Origin of the sequence: Paenibacillus sp. BIC5C1 (genome assembly GCF_032399705.1) — a bacterium.
Taxonomy (GTDB): domain Bacteria; phylum Bacillota; class Bacilli; order Paenibacillales; family Paenibacillaceae; genus Paenibacillus; species Paenibacillus taichungensis_A.
This window is the reverse complement of sequence record NZ_CP135922.1, coordinates 4,145,364-4,164,200: the sequence shown is the minus strand read 5'-3', so window position 1 is coordinate 4,164,200 and position 18,837 is coordinate 4,145,364. Positions and strand designations below refer to the sequence as shown.

Genomic DNA, 18,837 nt, shown 5'->3' with positions numbered 1-18,837 from the left:
TGTTGGATTCATTGAATTTGTTCAGAAATAAACATAGAAGTGTATATTGTAAATAAACGTCAGGATAGCATGAACAAAAAAACGCTTTTGGGAGTTGATTTCCCAAAAGCGTCCTAAGTTTATGTCTATATAAATACCAATGATCACCCTTTGACCGCTCCCGCAGTAAGTCCGCTAACGATATATTTCTGTCCAAACAAGTAGAGGATAAACACAGGAAGTGAAGTCAGTACAAGATTAGCAAAAATCAAGTTCCAGTCACGGCTGTATTTGCCGTAAAAATTATAGATCGAGAGCGGCATCGTCCACGTTGAACTATTCGTAAGGAAGTACACCGGAATCGTAATATCATTCCATACCGACATAAAAACCATGATCGCTACCGTTGCGTTGACGGGCAGGATGAGTGGTGTAACGATACGGAAAAACACGCCGAACACGCTGGCACCTTCCAAAAACGCAACCTCGTCCAGTGCTTTCGGAATGGTTTTGATAAATCCGCTGTACAAAAATACGCTAAAGGCGGTATTAAGCGCTGCATAGATCAGGATGACGCTTGATATACTTCCATAAAACCCCAAACCTTGCACGACCCGGATCGTCGTAATAATCGACATCGGTGCAATCAGTCCCATGAAAAAATACATATATATTGTGTTTGAAAGTTTGGTGTCCCGGCGTGCCAGAATGAAGGAAGCCGCTGAGGAAGCCACAATGTTGATGATGGACGATATCCCCGTAATCCAGATGCTGTTCAGGAATGCTCGGGACAGACCGCCTTCTTCAAATACCCGGACATAGTTTGAAAATTGCCATTGATCCGGCAGACTTAAGGAAAAGCTGAGCACTTCAGCGCTCGTTTTGAACGAACCCAGAATTAGAACCACCAGAGGCAACAGAATGAGCAGAGAGGCGAGGAGCAGAAATCCTTCAACAACATAGTTGCGAATAGCGAGTTTGCGTGTATATCCCATGTTATTCCGTAACCTCCTTGCGCCGCATGAAAATCAACAGCGGTATAGCAATAATCGTGACCACCACAAACAGAAGTGTGTTGACTGCGGTACCAAGTCCCCAGTTTCCTTCGCCGAAGGAGCGGAGAATGATTGTTCCCACAACTTGTGAAGCGTTGCCTGGACCTCCGCCAGTCATGACATACACTTCCGAGAATACTTTAAGCCCGCCAATCAGTGTCAACATCAGATTAATATTGATGGCTGGCAGCAAAAGTGGCAGAGTAATTTTGAAAAAACTTTTCCATGAGCTTGCTCCGTCAATCGTAGCGGCTTCATAATATTCTTGAGAAATGGATTGTAAACCAGCCAGATAGATGGCCATTTGGAATCCGGCGCTTTGCCAGATGGATACGATGGCAATCGTCCAGATGACAAGGGAAGGATTGGTCAACCAAGCCTGGCTCAATGAATGTAATCCGACTGCTTCCAATACACGATTGATCGTACCTTCTGTACGCAGCATTGGTGTGAACAAGATGCTGATGACCAGAATGCTCAGTATGGAAGGTGAGTAGAATATTGCGCGCAGCAGGTTCTTCGTTTTTAATCTCATATTTAGGGCCACGGCTAATAGCAGACCAATAATATTTTTGCCAGCAACCGTAACAACGGCAAAAATCGCCGTATTTTTAAGCGCCAAAATAAGTGTTTTGTCTGAGAAAATTTTCTCGAAATTGTCCCATCCGATAAACTTCAGATCAATTCGATCCAGCCGCCAATCCGTAAAAGAGTAATAGAAAGCAGCAATAGCTGGAATAACAAAAAAGATAGAGTAGATGAGTAGTGCCGGAAATACCATGTAATACGAATATAAATTTTTCGCCCTTTTCATGTCTCACACTCCGTTATAGCTAGGCAGCACATCATTCAGGAATGACATGCTGCCCTGTATTTCAATTCTTAGAAACCGGAAACGCCTTTATCCTGCATTAGTTGACTGAACTTCTCATCCCAGGATTTCAATACTTCCTCCGGTGTCAAACCGCCAGCGAATTGATCTTGTAACAGTCTGTATAACTCACTGCGATCTACCAGCATGTAAGCATCCGTGGTCAACACAGTTTTCTTGGGCAGGATGTAATTGTCAACGATATCCTGTTTGTAAGCAGGCAACTCTGGCGTAGTAACATCGCTAAAATTGGATACATAGCCTTTGGAGTCGACGATCTGTTGGGCAATTTCCTTGGAGGCGATAAAGTCCAGGAACTGTTTGGCTTCGTCCAAATGCTTAGCCTTTTTCGGAATGAACAGCTGTCCTCCAAGCGGACTTGCACCCAATTTGGCATCATCAGAAGAAGGAATTGGGAATACACCGAGTTCCATGCTTGGATCCTGCTCTGCTACGCCTTCGATTAACCAATCTCCCATAAACATCATGGCGACTTCCTTGTTCAGGAATTTGCCAACCGCCATGTCATAGCTGTCGCTCAGCACATCCGTATTGGTATACCCCTTGGTGTACACTTCGTATTGCTGCTCCAAAAACGTTTTAAACTCGGGAATATCGGACCATTTTTTCTTGTTGCTATTGAGTTCATCGAAAAAAGTAGGGTCATTTTTGGCTACAAAATCGGCAAATGCTGCCGCAGGCCAAATGTTCGCAGCCCATGCATCTTTATAGGGCATGAATACTGGAGTAATACCGCTAGCTTTAATTTTTTCACAGATCGCCAAAAATTGTTCGTAACTTGTAGGGATGGACAGACCCAGGTCAGCAAAAATCTGTTTGTTGTACACGACGCCTTGCATGCCCGTGTCCTGACTGACATGGAAGCTGTAGATATGGCCGGCAGCAGAGAGTACATCTTTGTTTACAATTCTGTTGGCCCAGGACTCGTTATCCAGAATTTCGAAATTGCGTTCAAGATTCAAATCCGTAATGGCGCTGGCCAAATTGTACTGGATGATGTCGGGCGTTTCGTCTACAGCCAGCTTGGTTTGCAGTACGGTTGTTGTTTGCTCAGCCGGGATGAGCTGCAAATTTACAGAGATATGGGTCTGTTTTTCAAACTCATCGAGAATATCCTGCTGGATAAAGGCGGAATCCTGTGAGCTCTTGGAAATGGCCAGTTCCAGTGTGACCTTGCTGTTTTTATTGCCATTGCTTGCAGATGTGCCAGAATCAGTGTCACCTGATCCGCAAGCGGTCAGTGAAATGGACAACAAGCTTGCCAATACAATGGATGCTGCTTTTTTTCTTTTATGCATGTTCAACGTAAATCCCCCTCTGAAACATGTGATGAATCCGTTTACAAATCCAATTATAGAATCCTCTCTTACTTCGGTACATGTCTGTGCTTGAATATTTATGTGTAAAATACTGAACTTGAAATCGCTATCATTTCATTCAAACCCATGCTACATTAAGACATGATCCAGACGAATTTCACAGCATGATAGGACAGGAGGCTTCGCGAAGCATGGCTAAACTTCTACATAGAGCCACACAATTCAGCTTGCAGACAAAAGTATTTTTGACATTTCTGGCGCTTCTTTTGTTCGTGCTGGGATGTTTTATCGTTTATGTGAACCTTGTCGTTATCCGCCCGCTTACACAAAAAACGGAGGAGGATATGCTAGTCACTGCCACTAAGGTACGAGAACAGGTTGACCTATACGTAGAGCAGCAAAACCAGATGTCCCAGCGCATATTGTCGAATAAGGACATCTTCGCAACGATGGACAAGAGTTCTTCAGCCCCAAGCAATTATGAAAGACTGAAGCAGATTCGGAAACTGAAAGATATCATGTTTCAGGCGATTGGCCCCAGTATGAACATCAAGGACATGTCCATTTATGATAAACAGGGTGTGCTGCTCACATCGTATCTGGGTTCAGGACATCCTCCAACAATCCTAAGTGCCTTAACGGAAAAAAGTAGAAGTGGACGAGAGTGGACAGGGAACGGATTTATTCTGCTTCGAGATGCAGACACGATTTCCTTTGTCCGTACGGTCAACGATCAGAATGGCAGGCTATACGGATATCTTAGTATTCAAATGGATCAAGCTTACATTCAAAACCTTACGGAAGGAATTACAGCAGGAGATGTATTCATTATGAACAAGCAAGGTGAGCAAATGACTGGCTCGGAAGTGAGAAAGAACGCATTGGTGTGGAAAGAGCCACTATCCGACGAAGGACTGGCAGTTGATGAACAAAATAATTACGTTACGCATTCTACATCTCACCAGACGGGTTGGATTACTTTTATAACAACGCCGAAAGACTCGGTTTTAGGCTCAATCCGCTCCGTGCAAAGCATGTCCATTTTGCTGATTACAGCCTTAATGCTCATTTCTTTCGTATACATTTTCTTCTCCACACGCAATCTGTTGCTTCCCATTCGCAAGCTTCGCAGCCAGATTTGGCGCATCAACTACAGCAATATGAAGCTGAAAGTCGATGATCGGCCTAAAAATAATGATCTCTTGCTGTTGAATGAAGCTTTTCAGGACTTGATGGAGAGATTACAGGAGTCTATTGACCGTGAGAAGAAGGCGTTACATGAAGAAGTCACCGCGCGGAATTCCGCATTGCAAGCTCAGATCGCTCCCCATTTCCTTCATAACGTCCTTTATTTGATCAGCATTGCTGCTCAAGAGGGAAGAACCCGGGTCGTGTCCGATATGTGCAAACATCTGTCAGACAGTTTACGATATATAGTTTCATCCCCTTATGCACATGTGACGATGACGGAAGAGCTTGAGCATACGAGACATTATTTGTCGTTGGTACAGCAAAAGTATGAAGAAGATCTAGAGTGGAACATTGATGCTGATGAACTGACGAGTGAAATTCGCCTGCCGCGGCTGGTCATTCAGCCTTTCGTTGAAAACTGTATTGAGCATGCTTTCTTCAATACCACACCTCCCTGGTGTATCCAAATTACCGTGAAGCAGTATAACGGATTATGGGCATTGGAGATTAAAGACAACGGAGAGGGCTTCCCGCCAAACAAAATAGAAGAGATTTTGTCCAATATTCAGAAGTCTGGCTCCGGAATGAGTCAAAACCCTGATCGTCAGACAGCTCTTGGCAACATGGGAATCGTCAATAGTGTCAATCGGCTGAAACTGATGTATAGCAATCGGCTGTTTTTTAACATCTACAACAATCATTCTGACGAGGGAAAAGGAGCAACTATTCAAATCATCGGCTCGATGACGAGGGATTTTTACTGAGCACAGGAGGCATAGACAATGTACAATATCATGATCGTTGAGGATAGCAAACCTATATTGCGCAATATTAAAATGCTGCTGGACACGCTGGATTTTCCCATTCACGTGGCAGTTACGGCCACGAATGGGGAAGAGGCGCTGGCAGCACTTCAGAAGCAGCCAATCGATCTTCTGTTGACAGACATACGGATGCCCAAGATGGATGGCTTATCACTAATTGAGCACGCCAAGCTTGCTCAGCCTGAGTTAAAGGTTATTCTAATTAGCGGGTATAGCGATTTTGAATATACACGAAAAGCATTGAATTTACAGGTGTTCGACTATTTGCTGAAGCCCGTCGAGCCTGAGGCGCTGGAGGAAGTCATGCGCAGAGTTATTAAACAGCTCGATCAATCGAGATCCAGGAACTTTCATGAGCTGCAGGAGATCGTTGATCCCCATAGTTATGCTGAACTTAAGCCGGGGGAACATGCTGTTTTTTTGTCCCAAATAATGATTGTTCTACGTAGGCAGCCTTTCACCCCGGAACGGGAACGATGGGGACAAAAGACGTTACAGGCTTCTTTAGAAGATTTTTTTGCTCCTCGTCCATGTAAAGTGTTTCTAAGTCAAACTCCGCAGCAATTCATCGTTTTTGTAAATAAAGGAATTCTTGATTTGTATTCCTCTGTACATGAATGTCTGGAATCGCTGCGCCGCCATTTGGTTTCGCAAGGTATGGACACAACAATCGGTGGGCAGCTGCTATGGTCGGAATCCGTTATTTTGTCTGAACTTTATCACCAAATATCGTCCATTTTATCAATGCATCAGCGATTGAACAATGGATTGGTGCTGGATAGCGGGAATCCCGTCTCCATAGTAAGAACTGAAGCAGGTTGTCTGGATTCCACACTGGAATTTTCGTTTGTCCAGATGATACAAGCTCGTCAAAAGGAACAGTTTGCCCTTAAGCTATCCGAGTTAATGAATCGATGGACAGAAGAAAACGTACATGTAAAAGAATTGGAACGTTTTATCAACTTAGTGGTGGATACATTCGCACATTTGGTTGAAGAGCAAGGTACGGGAATTAGGCTTGGTTTGGAACTTAGAGCAAAAAAGTTATTTGATGAAGAAGCATATGGTGATTTCTGCGTTGAGTTAACGGAATGGATTGGACAATGTTTTGATATGCTTCAATCCCATGGACGCAAAAGCAGAGAAGATCTGTTTGTGCAAATGGATGAGTACATCAAACGGAACAAGTATACCCAAATATCCATCAATGACATTGCAATGAAGTTTCACGTCAGCCCCTCTTATGTTAGCAGAGTGATTAAAAGCGTAACACAAGTCACGTTTGTTCAGTATTATACAAAGCTTCGAATGAAGGAAGCATGCAGACTCATGGAATGTCAACCGGAGATGAAATTTAAGGAGTTATCGGATCTGTTATCGTTCAGTGATCAGCATTATTTCTCCAAGGTGTTTAAGGAATACACAGGACTAAGTCCCACAGAATATAAAGAAAAACTACTTAAATAATCTGATCGGGGAAACCTTATTAAAAATTCCGAAAACGTTTGCTAAGTATATCAATTTTGCTTCTTCTTGCTAATTTATGTTGCAAACTATACAAATTAGAAGTAAATTAAGAATATAAATAATGTTGTATTTACAACAAAAAAACCGACCTGTTTTTAAATAGATAATTGATTCATAGAAGGAGCGATACATCACAATGACAGTAGAAATAAGAGCATGCAGTCACGAGGATTTACTAAAACTACAAGAAATAAGTATAGAAACATTCAACGATACATTTAAAGATCAGAATTCCCCTGACAATATGAGAGCCTATCTGGAGAGAGCATTTAACGCTAAACAGTTGGAAGCCGAATTATCCAATAGCTGTTCAGACATCTTTTTCGTTTACTACAATGATGAACTTGCCGGATATCTAAAATTGAACAGAGATAGTGGCCAGTCTGAACAAATGAGTGATGATTCACTTGAAATCGAGAGAATATATATTAGGAAAAAATATCAAAAGCATGGACTAGGTAAATATCTGCTAAATAAATCTCTGGAGACCGCAGTGAAATACAAAAAGAAAGAAATCTGGCTTGGTGTATGGGAAAAGAATGGCAATGCCATTGCTTTTTACAAGAAGAGGGGGTTTGTCCAAACCAGCTCACACTCTTTTTATATGGGGGATGAGGAACAAATCGATTTTATCATGGTCAAGACACTCCAGTAATTGTACCGATCCTAAAAAGTGGTGCAGAATGTTTAAAGTTGCTTTTCATTAGATATGGTCAATGCATGTGAATGGTCGTATATTAATACTATGTGGGTCATGTGTATGAACATAGATCCACGATGTGCATTGATAAACGATTCTACATAGAAGGACGGGGAAATATGGACTTTAAACCGCTAGCGTCATTTATTGATCGCATCACATCATGGAGAATTCCGTGGGCAGAGGTCCTTGTGATGCATCAAAATGATACCGTTTTCCGTTACCGGAATGGTTACGCCAATCTGGAGGAGCAAACGCCCATCGGCGATGGGGCGATCTTTAATCTTTACTCCATGACGAAAATTATGACCTGTGTGGCAGCGCTTCAACTTGTCGAGAGAGGGCAGATGCTGCTGAGCGATCCGGTATCCGACTATCTGCCGGAATACGCCGAGATGACGGTGAAGAAAACATTATCGAGCGGCGAGGTCAGATTGGAAAAAGCGACAAAGGCAATTACAGTACGCGACTTGTTTACGATGACTGCCGGGTTCTCCTATGATGTTGGCTCGCCAAGCATTCAGGAAGCTGTGCAGAACACCAACGGAACATTATCGACAAGAGACTTCGCGAAAGCGCTCGCCAAGGAACCGCTTCTGTTTGAGCCAGGTACGCATTGGAACTATAGTATGTGTCACGACGTGCTGGGAGCCTTGGTCGAGGTTGTAAGTGGCAGACGTTTTGGTATGTATCTGCAAGAAGAAATTATCGGGCCGCTGGGTATGAACGATACGGCGTTCGATCTGAACGATGAACAAAAGACCCGCCTGATTCCGCAGTATGCTTACAATGATGAGCTTGAAAAAGCCATCCGAATGGACGGAAACGGATTCCGGGTAGGCACGGATTTGGAGAGCGGTGGTGCCGGACTATTGTCCACCGTTAGCGACTATGCACTGTTTCTTAGCGCGCTGACGGGAAAAGGAACAAGTCCGAAAGGCGTTCGCATTCTGTCACAGGCTTCAATTGAGCTGATGCGCACAGACCATCTGAACGATCTGACCCGTGGTGATTACTCCTGGGATCATATGGGAGGGTATGGTTATGGGCTGGGTGTACGTACGCATATCTCCAAAGCTGGCAGCGGTTCGTTAAGTCCACTAGGTGAATTTGGATGGAGTGGTGCTGCGGGCTGTATGGCCATCATTGATCCAGACTCTGAACTTACGGTCATGTATGCGCAGCATCTGCTGAACAATCAGGAGCCTTATGTTCATCGGCGCTTGCGTAATGTTGTTTATTCCTGTTTGTAATGCGAAAAGGTGAGGCTTTAAATACAAGAAAAGGTCGCTAATTAGCGACCTTTTTGTATTTAAAGATTTCGTTCTTGTACCAAGTCTTAGGTGGGTGGTCCCCATTCGTTTGGAAAGAAAAATATTATTTTGATGAGGTGACTCTATTGACCATATAAATACCGATGGATACAAAGAGCAATGCGACTAGGTTCTTGAATTCCAAAATCGTTTCTCCCAAAAACAACGCCGATAGCAATGCACCAAAGACAGGGATAAGGAAGTTATACACTGATACTTTCCCCACTTTGTTGTATTTCAGAAGTAGATTCCACAAGCAAAATGCAGCTGATGAAAGTAAAACTAAGTAAATCAAGATACCCGTTGATTCAAGTGTAAAATGGGTAACCCGGCCGCCAAGCAGTAATCCCAGTATGGTGAGTCCCAGTCCGCCGACAAACAGGCTAACTCCGGTAATAACGAGGACGTCGATGGAGCCAGTTAAGTGCTTTGCATAGATGGCCGTAATAGAAAAAATAAGAGCCGCAATAATAACGAAACCTTCACCTGTGAGAGAGAAGGAGAATTCCAGCAGGTTGGAGTGGAAATTAACAATGATTACGCCAATAAATCCAAGCAGACAGCCGGCTATTTTATTTTTGCTCAGTTTATCATTTTTATATAAAAAGTGAGCTAGAACAACACTGAAAAAGGTCGTTGTCGCATTCATAATCGAACCTTTGACTCCTGTCGTATTGGCTACACCCACATAAAAAAACAGATACTGCAGACCTGTTTGGAACAAGCCAAGCAATATTAAGCTTGAAAATTGCCGTCCAGACAGTTCAAATTTCCGTTTACTAATGACACGAAACAGGAAAAGAAGCAGTAATCCTGCCAAAATAAATCGATAACCCGCAAATACAAATTTGGATGGAATATCTTCTGCCAGGATGTCAAAAGCACTATATCCAAGCTTAATAAACGGGTAGGCACTTCCCCATAACAAGCAGCAAATACTTGCAACTAACGTTACAAATAGAGGATCGCTAAACTTATTCGGGTTCTCCATTGCTTTTATTTCATTCACTTTCAATCTTCTCCTCGCATGATATGTAAATGTGTACGGTCTGATCGCACCTCACTGACCATATCACAAACTGCGAGTAGCTGTAACAAAAAAATGAATTTCCGTTTCATACAAAGCTAAGAGGCTATAATTAACGTTGTGAAAAATGATTGAGGGGATGATAGCATGTTTAAATCTAAAGAGCTAATAGATAGCATACTTGCTAACTTTGAAAATATAGAGATTACCTGCATTATTGAAGAAAACATAATAGAGAATATGAAGGAATGATTATCTATATTGGAGATTATAAATATCGAAGTCGCCTCGCCAAATTAACTCCAAAGAAAAAAGGTTTTTTTGTTGTATTTTGGGAAAAAGACGAAAACAATCAAAATCAACCGTACTCCTTTTTCGAAAGTCCAGACAAACTAATAATCTCAATTATAAATGGAAATATGAAGGGACAGTTCGTTTTTCCAAAATCTAAATTACTCGAAAAAGGAATTTTGAAAAACAATGACACTAAAGGGAAGATGGCTATTAGAGTTTACCCTTCTTGGGAAAAAGAGTTAAATAAATCAGCTGTGCAAACACAAAAGTGGCAACAACAATACTTTATTGATTTATCGGATGAAATAGATGACCAAAAATTAATAGACTTATATTTTGGTTAGTTTGAATGCCTAAATAATAACTGCCGTTCCGCTTACAGCAACCATGAGCATACCTTGACGGACAACCTCGTAATTCAGATCCACACCGATTACGGCATTGGCTCCCATCTGTGCGGCTTGCTCGGTTATTTCTTCAAAGGCAGCGTCTCTTGCTTCCCTTAGCTTGTTCTCATAGGTACGAGAACGGCCGCCTACAAGATCTCTAAATGAAGCGAGAAAGTCTCTACCGACATTGGCAGCGATGATGACTTCACCTGTTGCAACGCCGATATACTGTCTGACTGGGGAACCTTCAATTATTGGTGTTGTTGTAATTAGCAAATGTTTTCCTCCTAAAATAAAGTAGATTTGTTGCGAATCAGAATCTCATTTCCTATGCTAACAGCGTTATTGAAACAGAGCCTAAACGAGTTGCTGAACAATCGTTTAAGTTTGCCCAAGCCGTTTAGGTTCTGTTAATGTGAGTATGCTACTATGAAATGGGTGAAAACGATGACTAATCAAACGGATATTAAAATCGCAATTGTCGACGACGAACCCTCGATAGTCACCATGCTGCAAATGGTGCTTCGCAGGGCAGGGTTTCATCAGCTGTACGATGCCTCCACCTGTGCGGAAGCTCTCGATCTGGTGAAGCGGGTTTCCCCGGATATCGTCCTGCTCGACATCACGCTCCCGGACGGGAGTGGTCTGGAGCTCTGCTCCAAGCTTCGTGAATACGGAAATCCGCATATTTTATTTCTGACGGCTAAGGCATCCGATCTCGATGTGCTGAGGGGATTCGCCATGGGCGGGGACGATTATATTACCAAGCCCTTCAATCCTTTGGAGGTAGCTGCAAGAATTCAGGCGCGCATACGCCGTTTGGAGCCTGAAACTCCAACTGTGAGTCAGGTGAAGCGTCCTGAACCAGGGGTTTACCGATTCGGCCGCTTCACCGTGAATGAGGCGGAAGGTGAGTTAATCGTGGAGGGACAGCCTGTCCCTTGTCCTGCACAGGTTTTCCATCTACTGCTGCATTTCTGCAAGTTTCCAGGGGTCGTATTTTCCAAAACACAGCTCTACGATCAGGTGTGGGGGATCAACGGACAGGGAGATGACTCCACGGTAATGGTACATATTCGGCGCATACGAGAGAAGATCGAGAGCGATCCAGGAAATCCAAGATTGCTGCTCACTGTACGCGGGCTCGGCTACAAGCTGTCGAAGGAGCTTCAGGAGCAATGAAGATACAACAGCGCATGACATTCCACTTCACGTATCAATTGATCTTTTATGCCCTGATCATTCTGGCCATTACTCTCATTGCTTGCATTATATACTTTCAAAACACGACCAATAGTGAGTTGCGCCGGAACTTTCCAGTAGGTGCCTTACAACTGATTGCTCAAGAAGCTTCTTCAAAGGACGGGACCATTCAGATCTCCCCCAAGTGGGATAAGCTCATTGAGGAAAAAGGAATGTGGATGCAGGTTGTAAATGCCGAAGGGGACGTCATCTACGAAGTAAATACAAATTCGTATGATGGGCTGTCGCCATCGTACTCTATCGCCCAACTGCTCGATATTCAGGAGACACGGACACTTGGGACATATGCTGTTCAAACTCATCTGAACTTTGCCTTTAATGTGCCGGTTCTGTATGTCCTTGGCTACCAAAGTTCTGATCTTGATCAGCTCATGGCCTGGTTCCACGAATATGGGCAACAAGGGAGGGTGTCTAGCGAAAAGCTTCCCTTTCTGGATCAGCGACTGCGTGAAACCGGCAGTTATCTCCAGGTAATCAATTCCTCTGGTCATGCAGAACAAGCCATCGGTGATGAAACTTATTTGCAGAAGGGCTACCGTCCACTGGACATTCTGGCAATCCAGCAATCGCCCAGCAACTATGATACGAATATTGTAGCCCATCGGGACCAGCGTAGTGGAATGACCTGGATTCTTTATACGCGCAATCCAGCGGGTGGTCCTTTGAAACATCCGGCGATGGATACGGCAACACGCGGACTCATGTGGTTTGCAGGTCTAGCTCTTCTCTTGGCAGTACCCTTATCGGTCTGGCATGGCTACCGTTACGGTCAGCCACTAATTTTGTTCGCAGGCTGGTTCGAACGTATGGGGCGTGGGCAGTATGATCAGGTACTTACCGCCAAGGACAAACGCAAGATATTCCGCTCCAATGGCACGATGCGAAACCGCTACAGGCTCTATAAGGAAGTCATTGAATCCTTCTATCAAATGGCTGATCAATTGGCCCAAACCGAGAAGGAGCGCGAGCGGCTGGAGAAAGATCAAAGAGAGTGGATGTCAGGAATTTCACATGATCTGCGAACCCCTCTGTCCACCATTCAAGGTTATGGATATATGCTTGAGAGTTTACCGGAACAATGGAGCCAAGAAGAGATGCGTACCATGGGGGCGACGATCCGGGAAAAGGGGGATTACATGCTTGAGTTGATCTCTGACTTTTCCATGATCCATCAGCTCAAGCAAGGTGATTCGATTATGGAGCTTAGGAAAATCGATTTGGTTGAGCTGGTGCGTTGCTCCGTGCTGAAGTATGTCAATGACGCTACGCTATCTGAATACCAGTTTCACTACGTTGGAGAGGAGCGTCCCTTGTGGGTACAGGCTGATGAAACCTGGTTGCTGCGGTTAATGGATAACTTGCTGTCCAACGCCGTGAAGCATAACCCCCCAGGCGTGAACGTGACCGTTTCCATCGGCAGAATGAACAATAAGGCATGTATCCGCGTATTCGATAATGGCAAAGGGATGGACGAGGAAACGCTGCAGCATTTGTTCAATCGTTATTATCGGGGAACAAATACAGAGGAATCGACGGCTGGCTCTGGACTTGGGATGAGCATTGCCAAAACGATCGTGGAAGCACACGGCGGAGAAATTCATGTACAATCCAAAATCCGGCAAGGTACGAAAATTGAGATCTTGTTACCCTGTTGAATTGTTTACTGTCTTTAAAGTGCCATTACCGAAAAAAGCAGCCTGCCCTCATATGAGGGCAGGTTGCTTTTTTTTGGTGTCTTCTACATCTGTGATACATAACCATGCTGCACGAAAGTAATCTGGTTGAGGAGAGCCATGTTTTGATAGGCTATTAATAATATTTGAATCAAAAAAGAACCTGGGCAATTATCCCAAGTTCTTCGATATTGTATATAAATAAACACAATGTTATAATCAGATTACATTTCTTTTGATATCGCAGACATAAATATCTTATCTTATATTTAAATCTTATCATGGCGGTAAACTCTTTGTCAAATGTTTTTTTCTCAATTTATTGGTTAGGGGAGATACGGAATGAATTCTTTGGTTATCGGATTTCAGGAAACGGAAAAATTGCAACTTGCGCTCGTTGGTGGAAAAGGATTAAATCTAGCGAAGTTATCAAAGGTTGAAGGAGTAGAGGTCCCCGATGGATTTTGTGTTACAACTGTTGGGTATCAAAAGGCCATCGAACAAAATGAAGCATATCATGCGTTACTGAATCAACTAACCTTGTTGAAAATAGGAGAACGAGAGCAAATTGGTAATATCAGCAGGAAGATCAGGGAACTTATTATGGGCGTAGACATTCCTGTCGATGTTGAAAAAGAAGTTGCTCTTTATCTCTCCACATTTGGAGAGGGTCATGCGTATGCGGTACGTTCTAGTGCGACCGCTGAAGATTTACCACATGCCTCTTTTGCGGGTCAACAAGACACCTATTTAAATATCATTGGGAAAGAATCAATTATGCACCATATCAGCAAATGTTGGGCTTCCCTGTTTACGGATCGCGCAGTAATCTACCGTATGCAAAATGGATTTGATCATGGTCAGGTTTATTTGTCCGTTGTCATTCAAAAGATGATATTCCCAGCGGCCTCAGGGATTTTATTTACGGCTGATCCGATTACATCCAACCGAAAACTGCTATCCATAGATGCCAGCTTTGGACTTGGTGAGGCGTTGGTGTCCGGCTTGGTATCTGCCGATTGTTATAAAGTACGAGAAGGTGAAATTGTCGACAAGAGGATAGCCGTCAAAACGTTGGCTATGTATGGAAGGAAAGAGGGTGGAACGTCTACACATCAGATCGATCCCGTGCTGCAAAAGACGCAAACACTTACCGATCAACAGATTTTAGAACTGGCACGCATAGGAAGACAGATTGAGGCTCATTTTGGTTTCCCGCAAGATATTGAATGGTGTTTGGCGGATGATACGTTTTATATAGTCCAAAGTCGGCCAATCACTACGTTATACCCGATTCCTGAAGCGAGCGACCAGGAAAATCATGTGTACCTTTCTGTGGGTCATCAACAAATGATGACTGATCCCATGAAACCACTGGGCTTATCTTTCTTCCTATTAACGACTCCGGCACCCATGCGTATAGCTGGTGGAAGATTGTTTGTTGATATTACGCCTAGGCTGGCTTCGCCTGTCATGAGAGAAAACTTCATAAATACCATGGGACAATCCGATCCGCTCCTTAAGGACGCACTTACAACTGTAATCGAGCGCGAGAATTTCATAAAATCGTTACCTATTGATCAGCCAGCACCAATACCACGTAATAACCATAAACAGAGCGTGTCCGAGGGGTTTCAAGCACATATTGAAAATGAATCGACTATCGTCTCTGATTTGATTACGAGCAATCAAGCCTCAGTAGAAGCGTTAAAACGTAACATCCAAAACAAGTCTGGGTTGGATTTGTTTAATTTTATCCTTGAAGATCTCCAAGAATTGAAGAGATTTCTATCTGACCCACGAAGTTCAAATGTATTTATGACTGCCATGAATGCTTCTGCATGGATTAATGAAAACATGGAAAAGTGGTTGGGTGAGAAAAATGCCGCAGATACACTGTCTCAATCTGTTCATAACAATATCACTTCGGAAATGGGTCTGGCTTTACTGGATGTTGCAGATGTAATTCGTCCCTATCCTGAAGTCATTGCTTATTTACAGCATGTGAAAGAGGATGACTTTATGGATGAACTGCTTAAGGTTGAGGGAGGACAGGACACAAGGGACGCTATCCAGGATTATCTGGACAAATACGGAATGCGATGTGCCGGAGAAATTGATCTGACCAGAACCCGTTGGATTGAAAAACCCATTACCCTTGTGCCGCTGATTCTAGGTAACATCAAAAACTTTAAGCCTAATGAAAGCAAACGGAAATTCGAGCAGGGACGACAGGAAGCGTTGAAGAAAGAACAGGAGATACTAGATCGATTGAAGCTGTTGCCTGGTGGTGAACAAAAAGCCAAGGAAACGAAACGAATGATCGACCTGGTTCGCAACTTCATCGGTTATCGGGAATATCCCAAATACGGCATGATCAATCGTTACTTTGTATATAAACAGGCTTTATTGAAAGAAGCTGAGCGACTTGCACAAGCGGGTGTTATTGCTGGAAAAGAAGATATATACTATCTCACTTATGAAGAACTTCGTGAAGTTGTTCGCACCAATGAACAGGATGAGAAGATCATTACTCAACGGAAAGACGATTACAAAATCTATGAAAAGCTAACTCCCCCTCGTGTGATCACGTCTGATGGTGAAATCATTACAGGTCAGTATAAACGTGAAAATATGCCAGCCGAAGCCATTGTGGGTCTGCCTGTTTCTTCGGGAGTTATCGAGGGCCGTGCACGTGTCATCTTTAATATTGAAGATGCGGATCTGGAAGATGGAGACATACTAGTGACTCCCTATACGGATCCGAGTTGGACACCATTATTTGTATCTATTAAAGGCCTAGTGACGGAAGTGGGTGGACTGATGACCCATGGAGCTGTGATTGCGCGTGAATATGGCTTGCCGGCCATTGTCGGAGTGGAGAAGGCAACCCATCGAATAAAAGATGGGCAACGAATTCGGGTACATGGAACCGAAGGATATATTGAAATATTGTAAAATACACGAATGCAGTGATCGCGCATCAGACCTGATGTGCGATCGTTTTTTATTTTCAAAGTCAACAACGGAAACGAATTGTACAAAAAATCAAAAATCAATTGCTAATCAGAGCACTTAATTCTGCCTGAAAGACCTTTTCATTATTTTGGTTGAAGGTAGTGAGCAGCACGGTGACAATTCCACCACTACTCCTTCTTGGGGACAATTCAATCACTTCTGAGACAACACTGATTTCATCATCTGGAAACACAGGTTTGATAAACTTAATGTTATTCATGCCCGTACCTGCAACAACATCTTCTCCATATATCCCGAGTTCCACCCAAAGTTTGAAAGATGTGCTCATCGTCTGCATACCCGAAGCAATGAGGCTGCCGAAGCGGCCTTCTTTTGCTTTTTTCTCATCTATATGCATATATTGAGGGTCGTAAATTTTTGCAAAATCAATAATATCCTTCTTTGACAATTGAATAGACTCTGTTCTATAGGTTTCGCCTATTACATACTTGTTAAATTTCAATGATGTACACCTCCATTTTCTACTCTAAAGGATAAGTCGAATTTAAGGCAAGCAATACTCACCTAGAACTTGTATCTTAGTATCCAATTAAAACCATGTAGGGTTGCACCGAAACTATTGAATTCTTTAGTGCCCACAAAAAATATTAAGAATTTAAACATGGATCAACTGGGTGAACATTTGATTATACTCCATATATCATTTTGCTAAAACACAGGATTTTATGGCTTCAATGAAAACAGTTTCAAGCTTGAATTAGATAATTATACATATCGTTTTTGGAATTTGTGTATTTTCATTTGTAGGAGCAATTGCTACACTGTGTATATCGATAATGAGAATCATTATTAGTTTACTGGACACAACAATTTTTTGGAGAATGGTGGGTTGGGGAGATTCACAACAGAACTAAAGGAGTGTAAATAATGCGAGCTTCTACAGCCACATCCGATGCTGGAATTAAAGCAGTCAAGAAAGACATTAGAGTATTTCCAATCGTTCTCGCTTTTTTGATGAGTGGGTTTATCGGTCTGTTCGGTGAAACGGCGTTAAACGTAGCGCTTACCGATTTGATGCAGATCTTCAACATTGGATCGGCGACCATTCAATGGCTGACAACAGGCTATTTGCTGACCATGGGGGTACTCGTTCCGCTATCAGGACTGTTAATGCAGCGTTTTACAACAAGACAACTGTTCATAACGTCACTTCTATTTTCATGTCTCGGTACTCTGATTGGAGCCGTTGCTTCAAGTTTCGGTGTATTAATGGTTTCGCGTATTATTCAGGCAGTAGGTACCGCGCTGTTACTACCACTTATGTTTAATACGATACTGCTCATTTTTCCGGTCGAAAAGCGCGGTGCAGCCATGGGACTGGTTGGACTCGTTATCATGTTCGCCCCTGCGGTCGGGCCGACAATTGCCGGTTTGCTCATTGAAGCGCTGAACTGGCATTATATCTTTTGGCTTTCATTTGTTTTTCTTGTCATGGCTCTTATCATTGGAATTCTCACGATGCAAAATGTTTCTGAAACGACCAAGCCGCGTATTGATTTACTGTCCATGTTGTTGTCGACCCTAGGCTTTGGAGGTATTGTTTATGGTTTCAGCAGCGCTGGGGAAGGGGCTGGGGGATGGACCAGTTCTACTGTAGTCATCTCCCTCGCAATCGGTCTTGTTGCGCTTATTCTTTTCACAATTCGACAGTTGAAAATACCCAATCCGCTGCTTGATCTGCGCGCCTTTAAGTACCCGATGTTTACAATTGGTGCGCTAATGGTTGCACTTTGCATGATGGTCATCTTGTCCTCGATGCTCGTACTGCCAATGTACCTGCAAGTAGGCCTTGCGTTCTCCACGCTTAGCGCAGGTCTGATCCTGTTGCCCGCGAGTGCATTGAACGGACTTTTGGCTCCGATTATGGGCAGGCTGTTCGATAAATATGGCCCCAAATGGATCGTTCTTCCTGGGATCGTCTTAATAGCTGTGGCACTCTGGTTGTTCTCTGGCGTTACCCTTGCTTCCTCGGTGGCCTTTATTATCATGGTTCATGTTATTATGATGATCGGCGTTTCAATGATCATGATGCCTGCCCAAACGAATGGCCTCAACCAGCTTCCACCGCAGCTTTATCCGCACGGAACGGCAATCATCAACACAATGCAGCAGGTATTTGGTGCGATTGGTACAGCTGTTGCGGTAAGCGTGATGAGTAATGGACAAGCCAAATATATGAGTCAGGCAACGAATCCAAACGACTCTTCACTTATCCCGCTTTCAATGACTGCCGGTGTACAGGATGCGTTCATATTTGGCATGATCATTGCCTTTGTTGGGTTTGTGCTTTCCCTTTTCATCAAAAGAGTAGTGGTCAATCGCTTGAACTAGCATTGGACAAAACAATGCTCC

15 protein-coding genes are annotated in these 18,837 nt (G+C 43.3%); 9 read left to right on the top strand and 6 right to left on the bottom strand.

The features are described from left to right. Positions 1 to 143: 143 nt before the first annotated feature. From RS891_RS18430 to RS891_RS18420, 3 genes are all read right to left on the bottom strand, one after another. Entirely contained in the window at positions 144 to 974 is an 831-nt protein-coding gene (locus tag RS891_RS18430; RefSeq protein ID WP_113054424.1) for a carbohydrate ABC transporter permease, read from the bottom strand. A gap of 1 nt (position 975) precedes the next feature. Continuing rightward, complete coding sequence (locus RS891_RS18425) at positions 976 to 1,848, bottom strand: carbohydrate ABC transporter permease (RefSeq protein WP_024633185.1); 873 nt, start codon at positions 1,846 to 1,848, stop codon at positions 976 to 978. Between the two features lie 68 nt (positions 1,849 to 1,916). After that, positions 1,917 to 3,224 (bottom strand): ABC transporter substrate-binding protein, encoded by a 1,308-nt coding sequence (locus RS891_RS18420; protein WP_315792810.1) that lies wholly within the window; start codon positions 3,222 to 3,224, stop codon positions 1,917 to 1,919. 212 nt (positions 3,225 to 3,436) lie between these two features. On the opposite strand from RS891_RS18420, the gene RS891_RS18415 reads away from it, so the two are divergent. The 4 genes from RS891_RS18415 (at position 3,437) to RS891_RS18400 (ending at position 8,740) form a co-directional block, all read left to right on the top strand. Continuing rightward, positions 3,437 to 5,200, top strand: coding sequence for a cache domain-containing sensor histidine kinase (locus RS891_RS18415; RefSeq protein WP_315792809.1), 1,764 nt, complete (start codon positions 3,437 to 3,439; stop codon positions 5,198 to 5,200). A gap of 18 nt (positions 5,201 to 5,218) precedes the next feature. Further along, positions 5,219 to 6,727 (top strand): response regulator transcription factor, encoded by a 1,509-nt coding sequence (locus RS891_RS18410; protein WP_315792808.1) that lies wholly within the window; start codon positions 5,219 to 5,221, stop codon positions 6,725 to 6,727. 196 nt (positions 6,728 to 6,923) lie between these two features. Further along, entirely contained in the window at positions 6,924 to 7,442 is a 519-nt protein-coding gene (locus tag RS891_RS18405) for a spermidine/spermine N(1)-acetyltransferase (RefSeq protein ID WP_315792807.1), read from the top strand. A gap of 164 nt (positions 7,443 to 7,606) precedes the next feature. Next, on the top strand, positions 7,607 to 8,740 hold the full coding sequence (locus tag RS891_RS18400; protein WP_113054420.1) for a serine hydrolase domain-containing protein: 1,134 nt from the start codon (positions 7,607 to 7,609) through the stop codon (positions 8,738 to 8,740). A 124-nt stretch (positions 8,741 to 8,864) separates the two neighbouring features. On the opposite strand, the gene RS891_RS18395 is transcribed toward RS891_RS18400, so the two are convergent. After that, positions 8,865 to 9,809: a DMT family transporter gene (locus RS891_RS18395; RefSeq protein WP_258530716.1), complete on the bottom strand. Its 945-nt coding sequence runs from the start codon at positions 9,807 to 9,809 to the stop codon at positions 8,865 to 8,867. A 266-nt stretch (positions 9,810 to 10,075) separates the two neighbouring features. On the opposite strand from RS891_RS18395, the gene RS891_RS18390 reads away from it, so the two are divergent. Continuing rightward, positions 10,076 to 10,465, top strand: a complete 390-nt coding sequence (locus tag RS891_RS18390) for a MepB family protein (RefSeq protein WP_315792806.1) — start codon at positions 10,076 to 10,078, stop codon at positions 10,463 to 10,465. Positions 10,466 to 10,474: 9 nt separating this feature from the next. On the opposite strand, the gene RS891_RS18385 is transcribed toward RS891_RS18390, so the two are convergent. Next, a complete protein-coding gene (locus RS891_RS18385; protein ID WP_113054418.1) occupies positions 10,475 to 10,786 on the bottom strand; it encodes a YbjQ family protein in 312 nt (103 codons plus the stop codon). Between the two features lie 171 nt (positions 10,787 to 10,957). Between RS891_RS18385 and RS891_RS18380 the strand changes: the two genes are divergently transcribed. The 3 genes from RS891_RS18380 (at position 10,958) to ppsA (ending at position 16,404) form a co-directional block, all read left to right on the top strand. Next, on the top strand, positions 10,958 to 11,692 hold the full coding sequence (locus tag RS891_RS18380) for a response regulator transcription factor (protein ID WP_315792805.1): 735 nt from the start codon (positions 10,958 to 10,960) through the stop codon (positions 11,690 to 11,692). Then, positions 11,689 to 13,428, top strand: coding sequence for a HAMP domain-containing sensor histidine kinase (locus RS891_RS18375; protein WP_315792804.1), 1,740 nt, complete (start codon positions 11,689 to 11,691; stop codon positions 13,426 to 13,428). Before RS891_RS18380 ends, RS891_RS18375 begins: the two co-directional genes overlap by 4 nt. 360 nt (positions 13,429 to 13,788) lie before the next feature. Next, positions 13,789 to 16,404, top strand: coding sequence for a phosphoenolpyruvate synthase (gene ppsA / locus RS891_RS18370; RefSeq protein ID WP_315792803.1), 2,616 nt, complete (start codon positions 13,789 to 13,791; stop codon positions 16,402 to 16,404). Positions 16,405 to 16,501: 97 nt separating this feature from the next. On the opposite strand, the gene RS891_RS18365 is transcribed toward ppsA, so the two are convergent. Further along, complete coding sequence (locus tag RS891_RS18365) at positions 16,502 to 16,927, bottom strand: MaoC family dehydratase (RefSeq protein ID WP_315792802.1); 426 nt, start codon at positions 16,925 to 16,927, stop codon at positions 16,502 to 16,504. A gap of 425 nt (positions 16,928 to 17,352) precedes the next feature. Between RS891_RS18365 and RS891_RS18360 the strand changes: the two genes are divergently transcribed. Further along, positions 17,353 to 18,816 carry a DHA2 family efflux MFS transporter permease subunit gene (locus RS891_RS18360; RefSeq protein ID WP_315792801.1) on the top strand — a complete coding sequence of 488 codons (1,464 nt, stop codon included), beginning with the start codon at positions 17,353 to 17,355 and terminating at the stop codon, positions 18,814 to 18,816. Positions 18,817 to 18,837 lie beyond the last annotated feature (21 nt).

Excerpts from the sequence above, each read along its gene's own strand:
- RS891_RS18430 (WP_113054424.1), bottom strand. The coding sequence starts at position 974 with ATGGGATATACACGCAAACTCGCTATTCGCAACTATGTTGTTGAAGGA.
- RS891_RS18425 (WP_024633185.1), bottom strand. The coding sequence starts at position 1,848 with ATGAAAAGGGCGAAAAATTTATATTCGTATTACATGGTATTTCCGGCA.
- RS891_RS18420 (WP_315792810.1), bottom strand. The coding sequence starts at position 3,224 with ATGCATAAAAGAAAAAAAGCAGCATCCATTGTATTGGCAAGCTTGTTG.
- RS891_RS18415 (WP_315792809.1), top strand. The coding sequence starts at position 3,437 with ATGGCTAAACTTCTACATAGAGCCACACAATTCAGCTTGCAGACAAAA.
- RS891_RS18410 (WP_315792808.1), top strand. The coding sequence starts at position 5,219 with ATGTACAATATCATGATCGTTGAGGATAGCAAACCTATATTGCGCAAT.
- RS891_RS18405 (WP_315792807.1), top strand. The coding sequence starts at position 6,924 with ATGACAGTAGAAATAAGAGCATGCAGTCACGAGGATTTACTAAAACTA.
- RS891_RS18400 (WP_113054420.1), top strand. The coding sequence starts at position 7,607 with ATGGACTTTAAACCGCTAGCGTCATTTATTGATCGCATCACATCATGG.
- RS891_RS18390 (WP_315792806.1), top strand. The coding sequence starts at position 10,076 with ATGATTATCTATATTGGAGATTATAAATATCGAAGTCGCCTCGCCAAA.
- RS891_RS18380 (WP_315792805.1), top strand. The coding sequence starts at position 10,958 with ATGACTAATCAAACGGATATTAAAATCGCAATTGTCGACGACGAACCC.
- RS891_RS18375 (WP_315792804.1), top strand. The coding sequence starts at position 11,689 with ATGAAGATACAACAGCGCATGACATTCCACTTCACGTATCAATTGATC.
- ppsA (WP_315792803.1), top strand. The coding sequence starts at position 13,789 with ATGAATTCTTTGGTTATCGGATTTCAGGAAACGGAAAAATTGCAACTT.
- RS891_RS18360 (WP_315792801.1), top strand. The coding sequence starts at position 17,353 with ATGCGAGCTTCTACAGCCACATCCGATGCTGGAATTAAAGCAGTCAAG.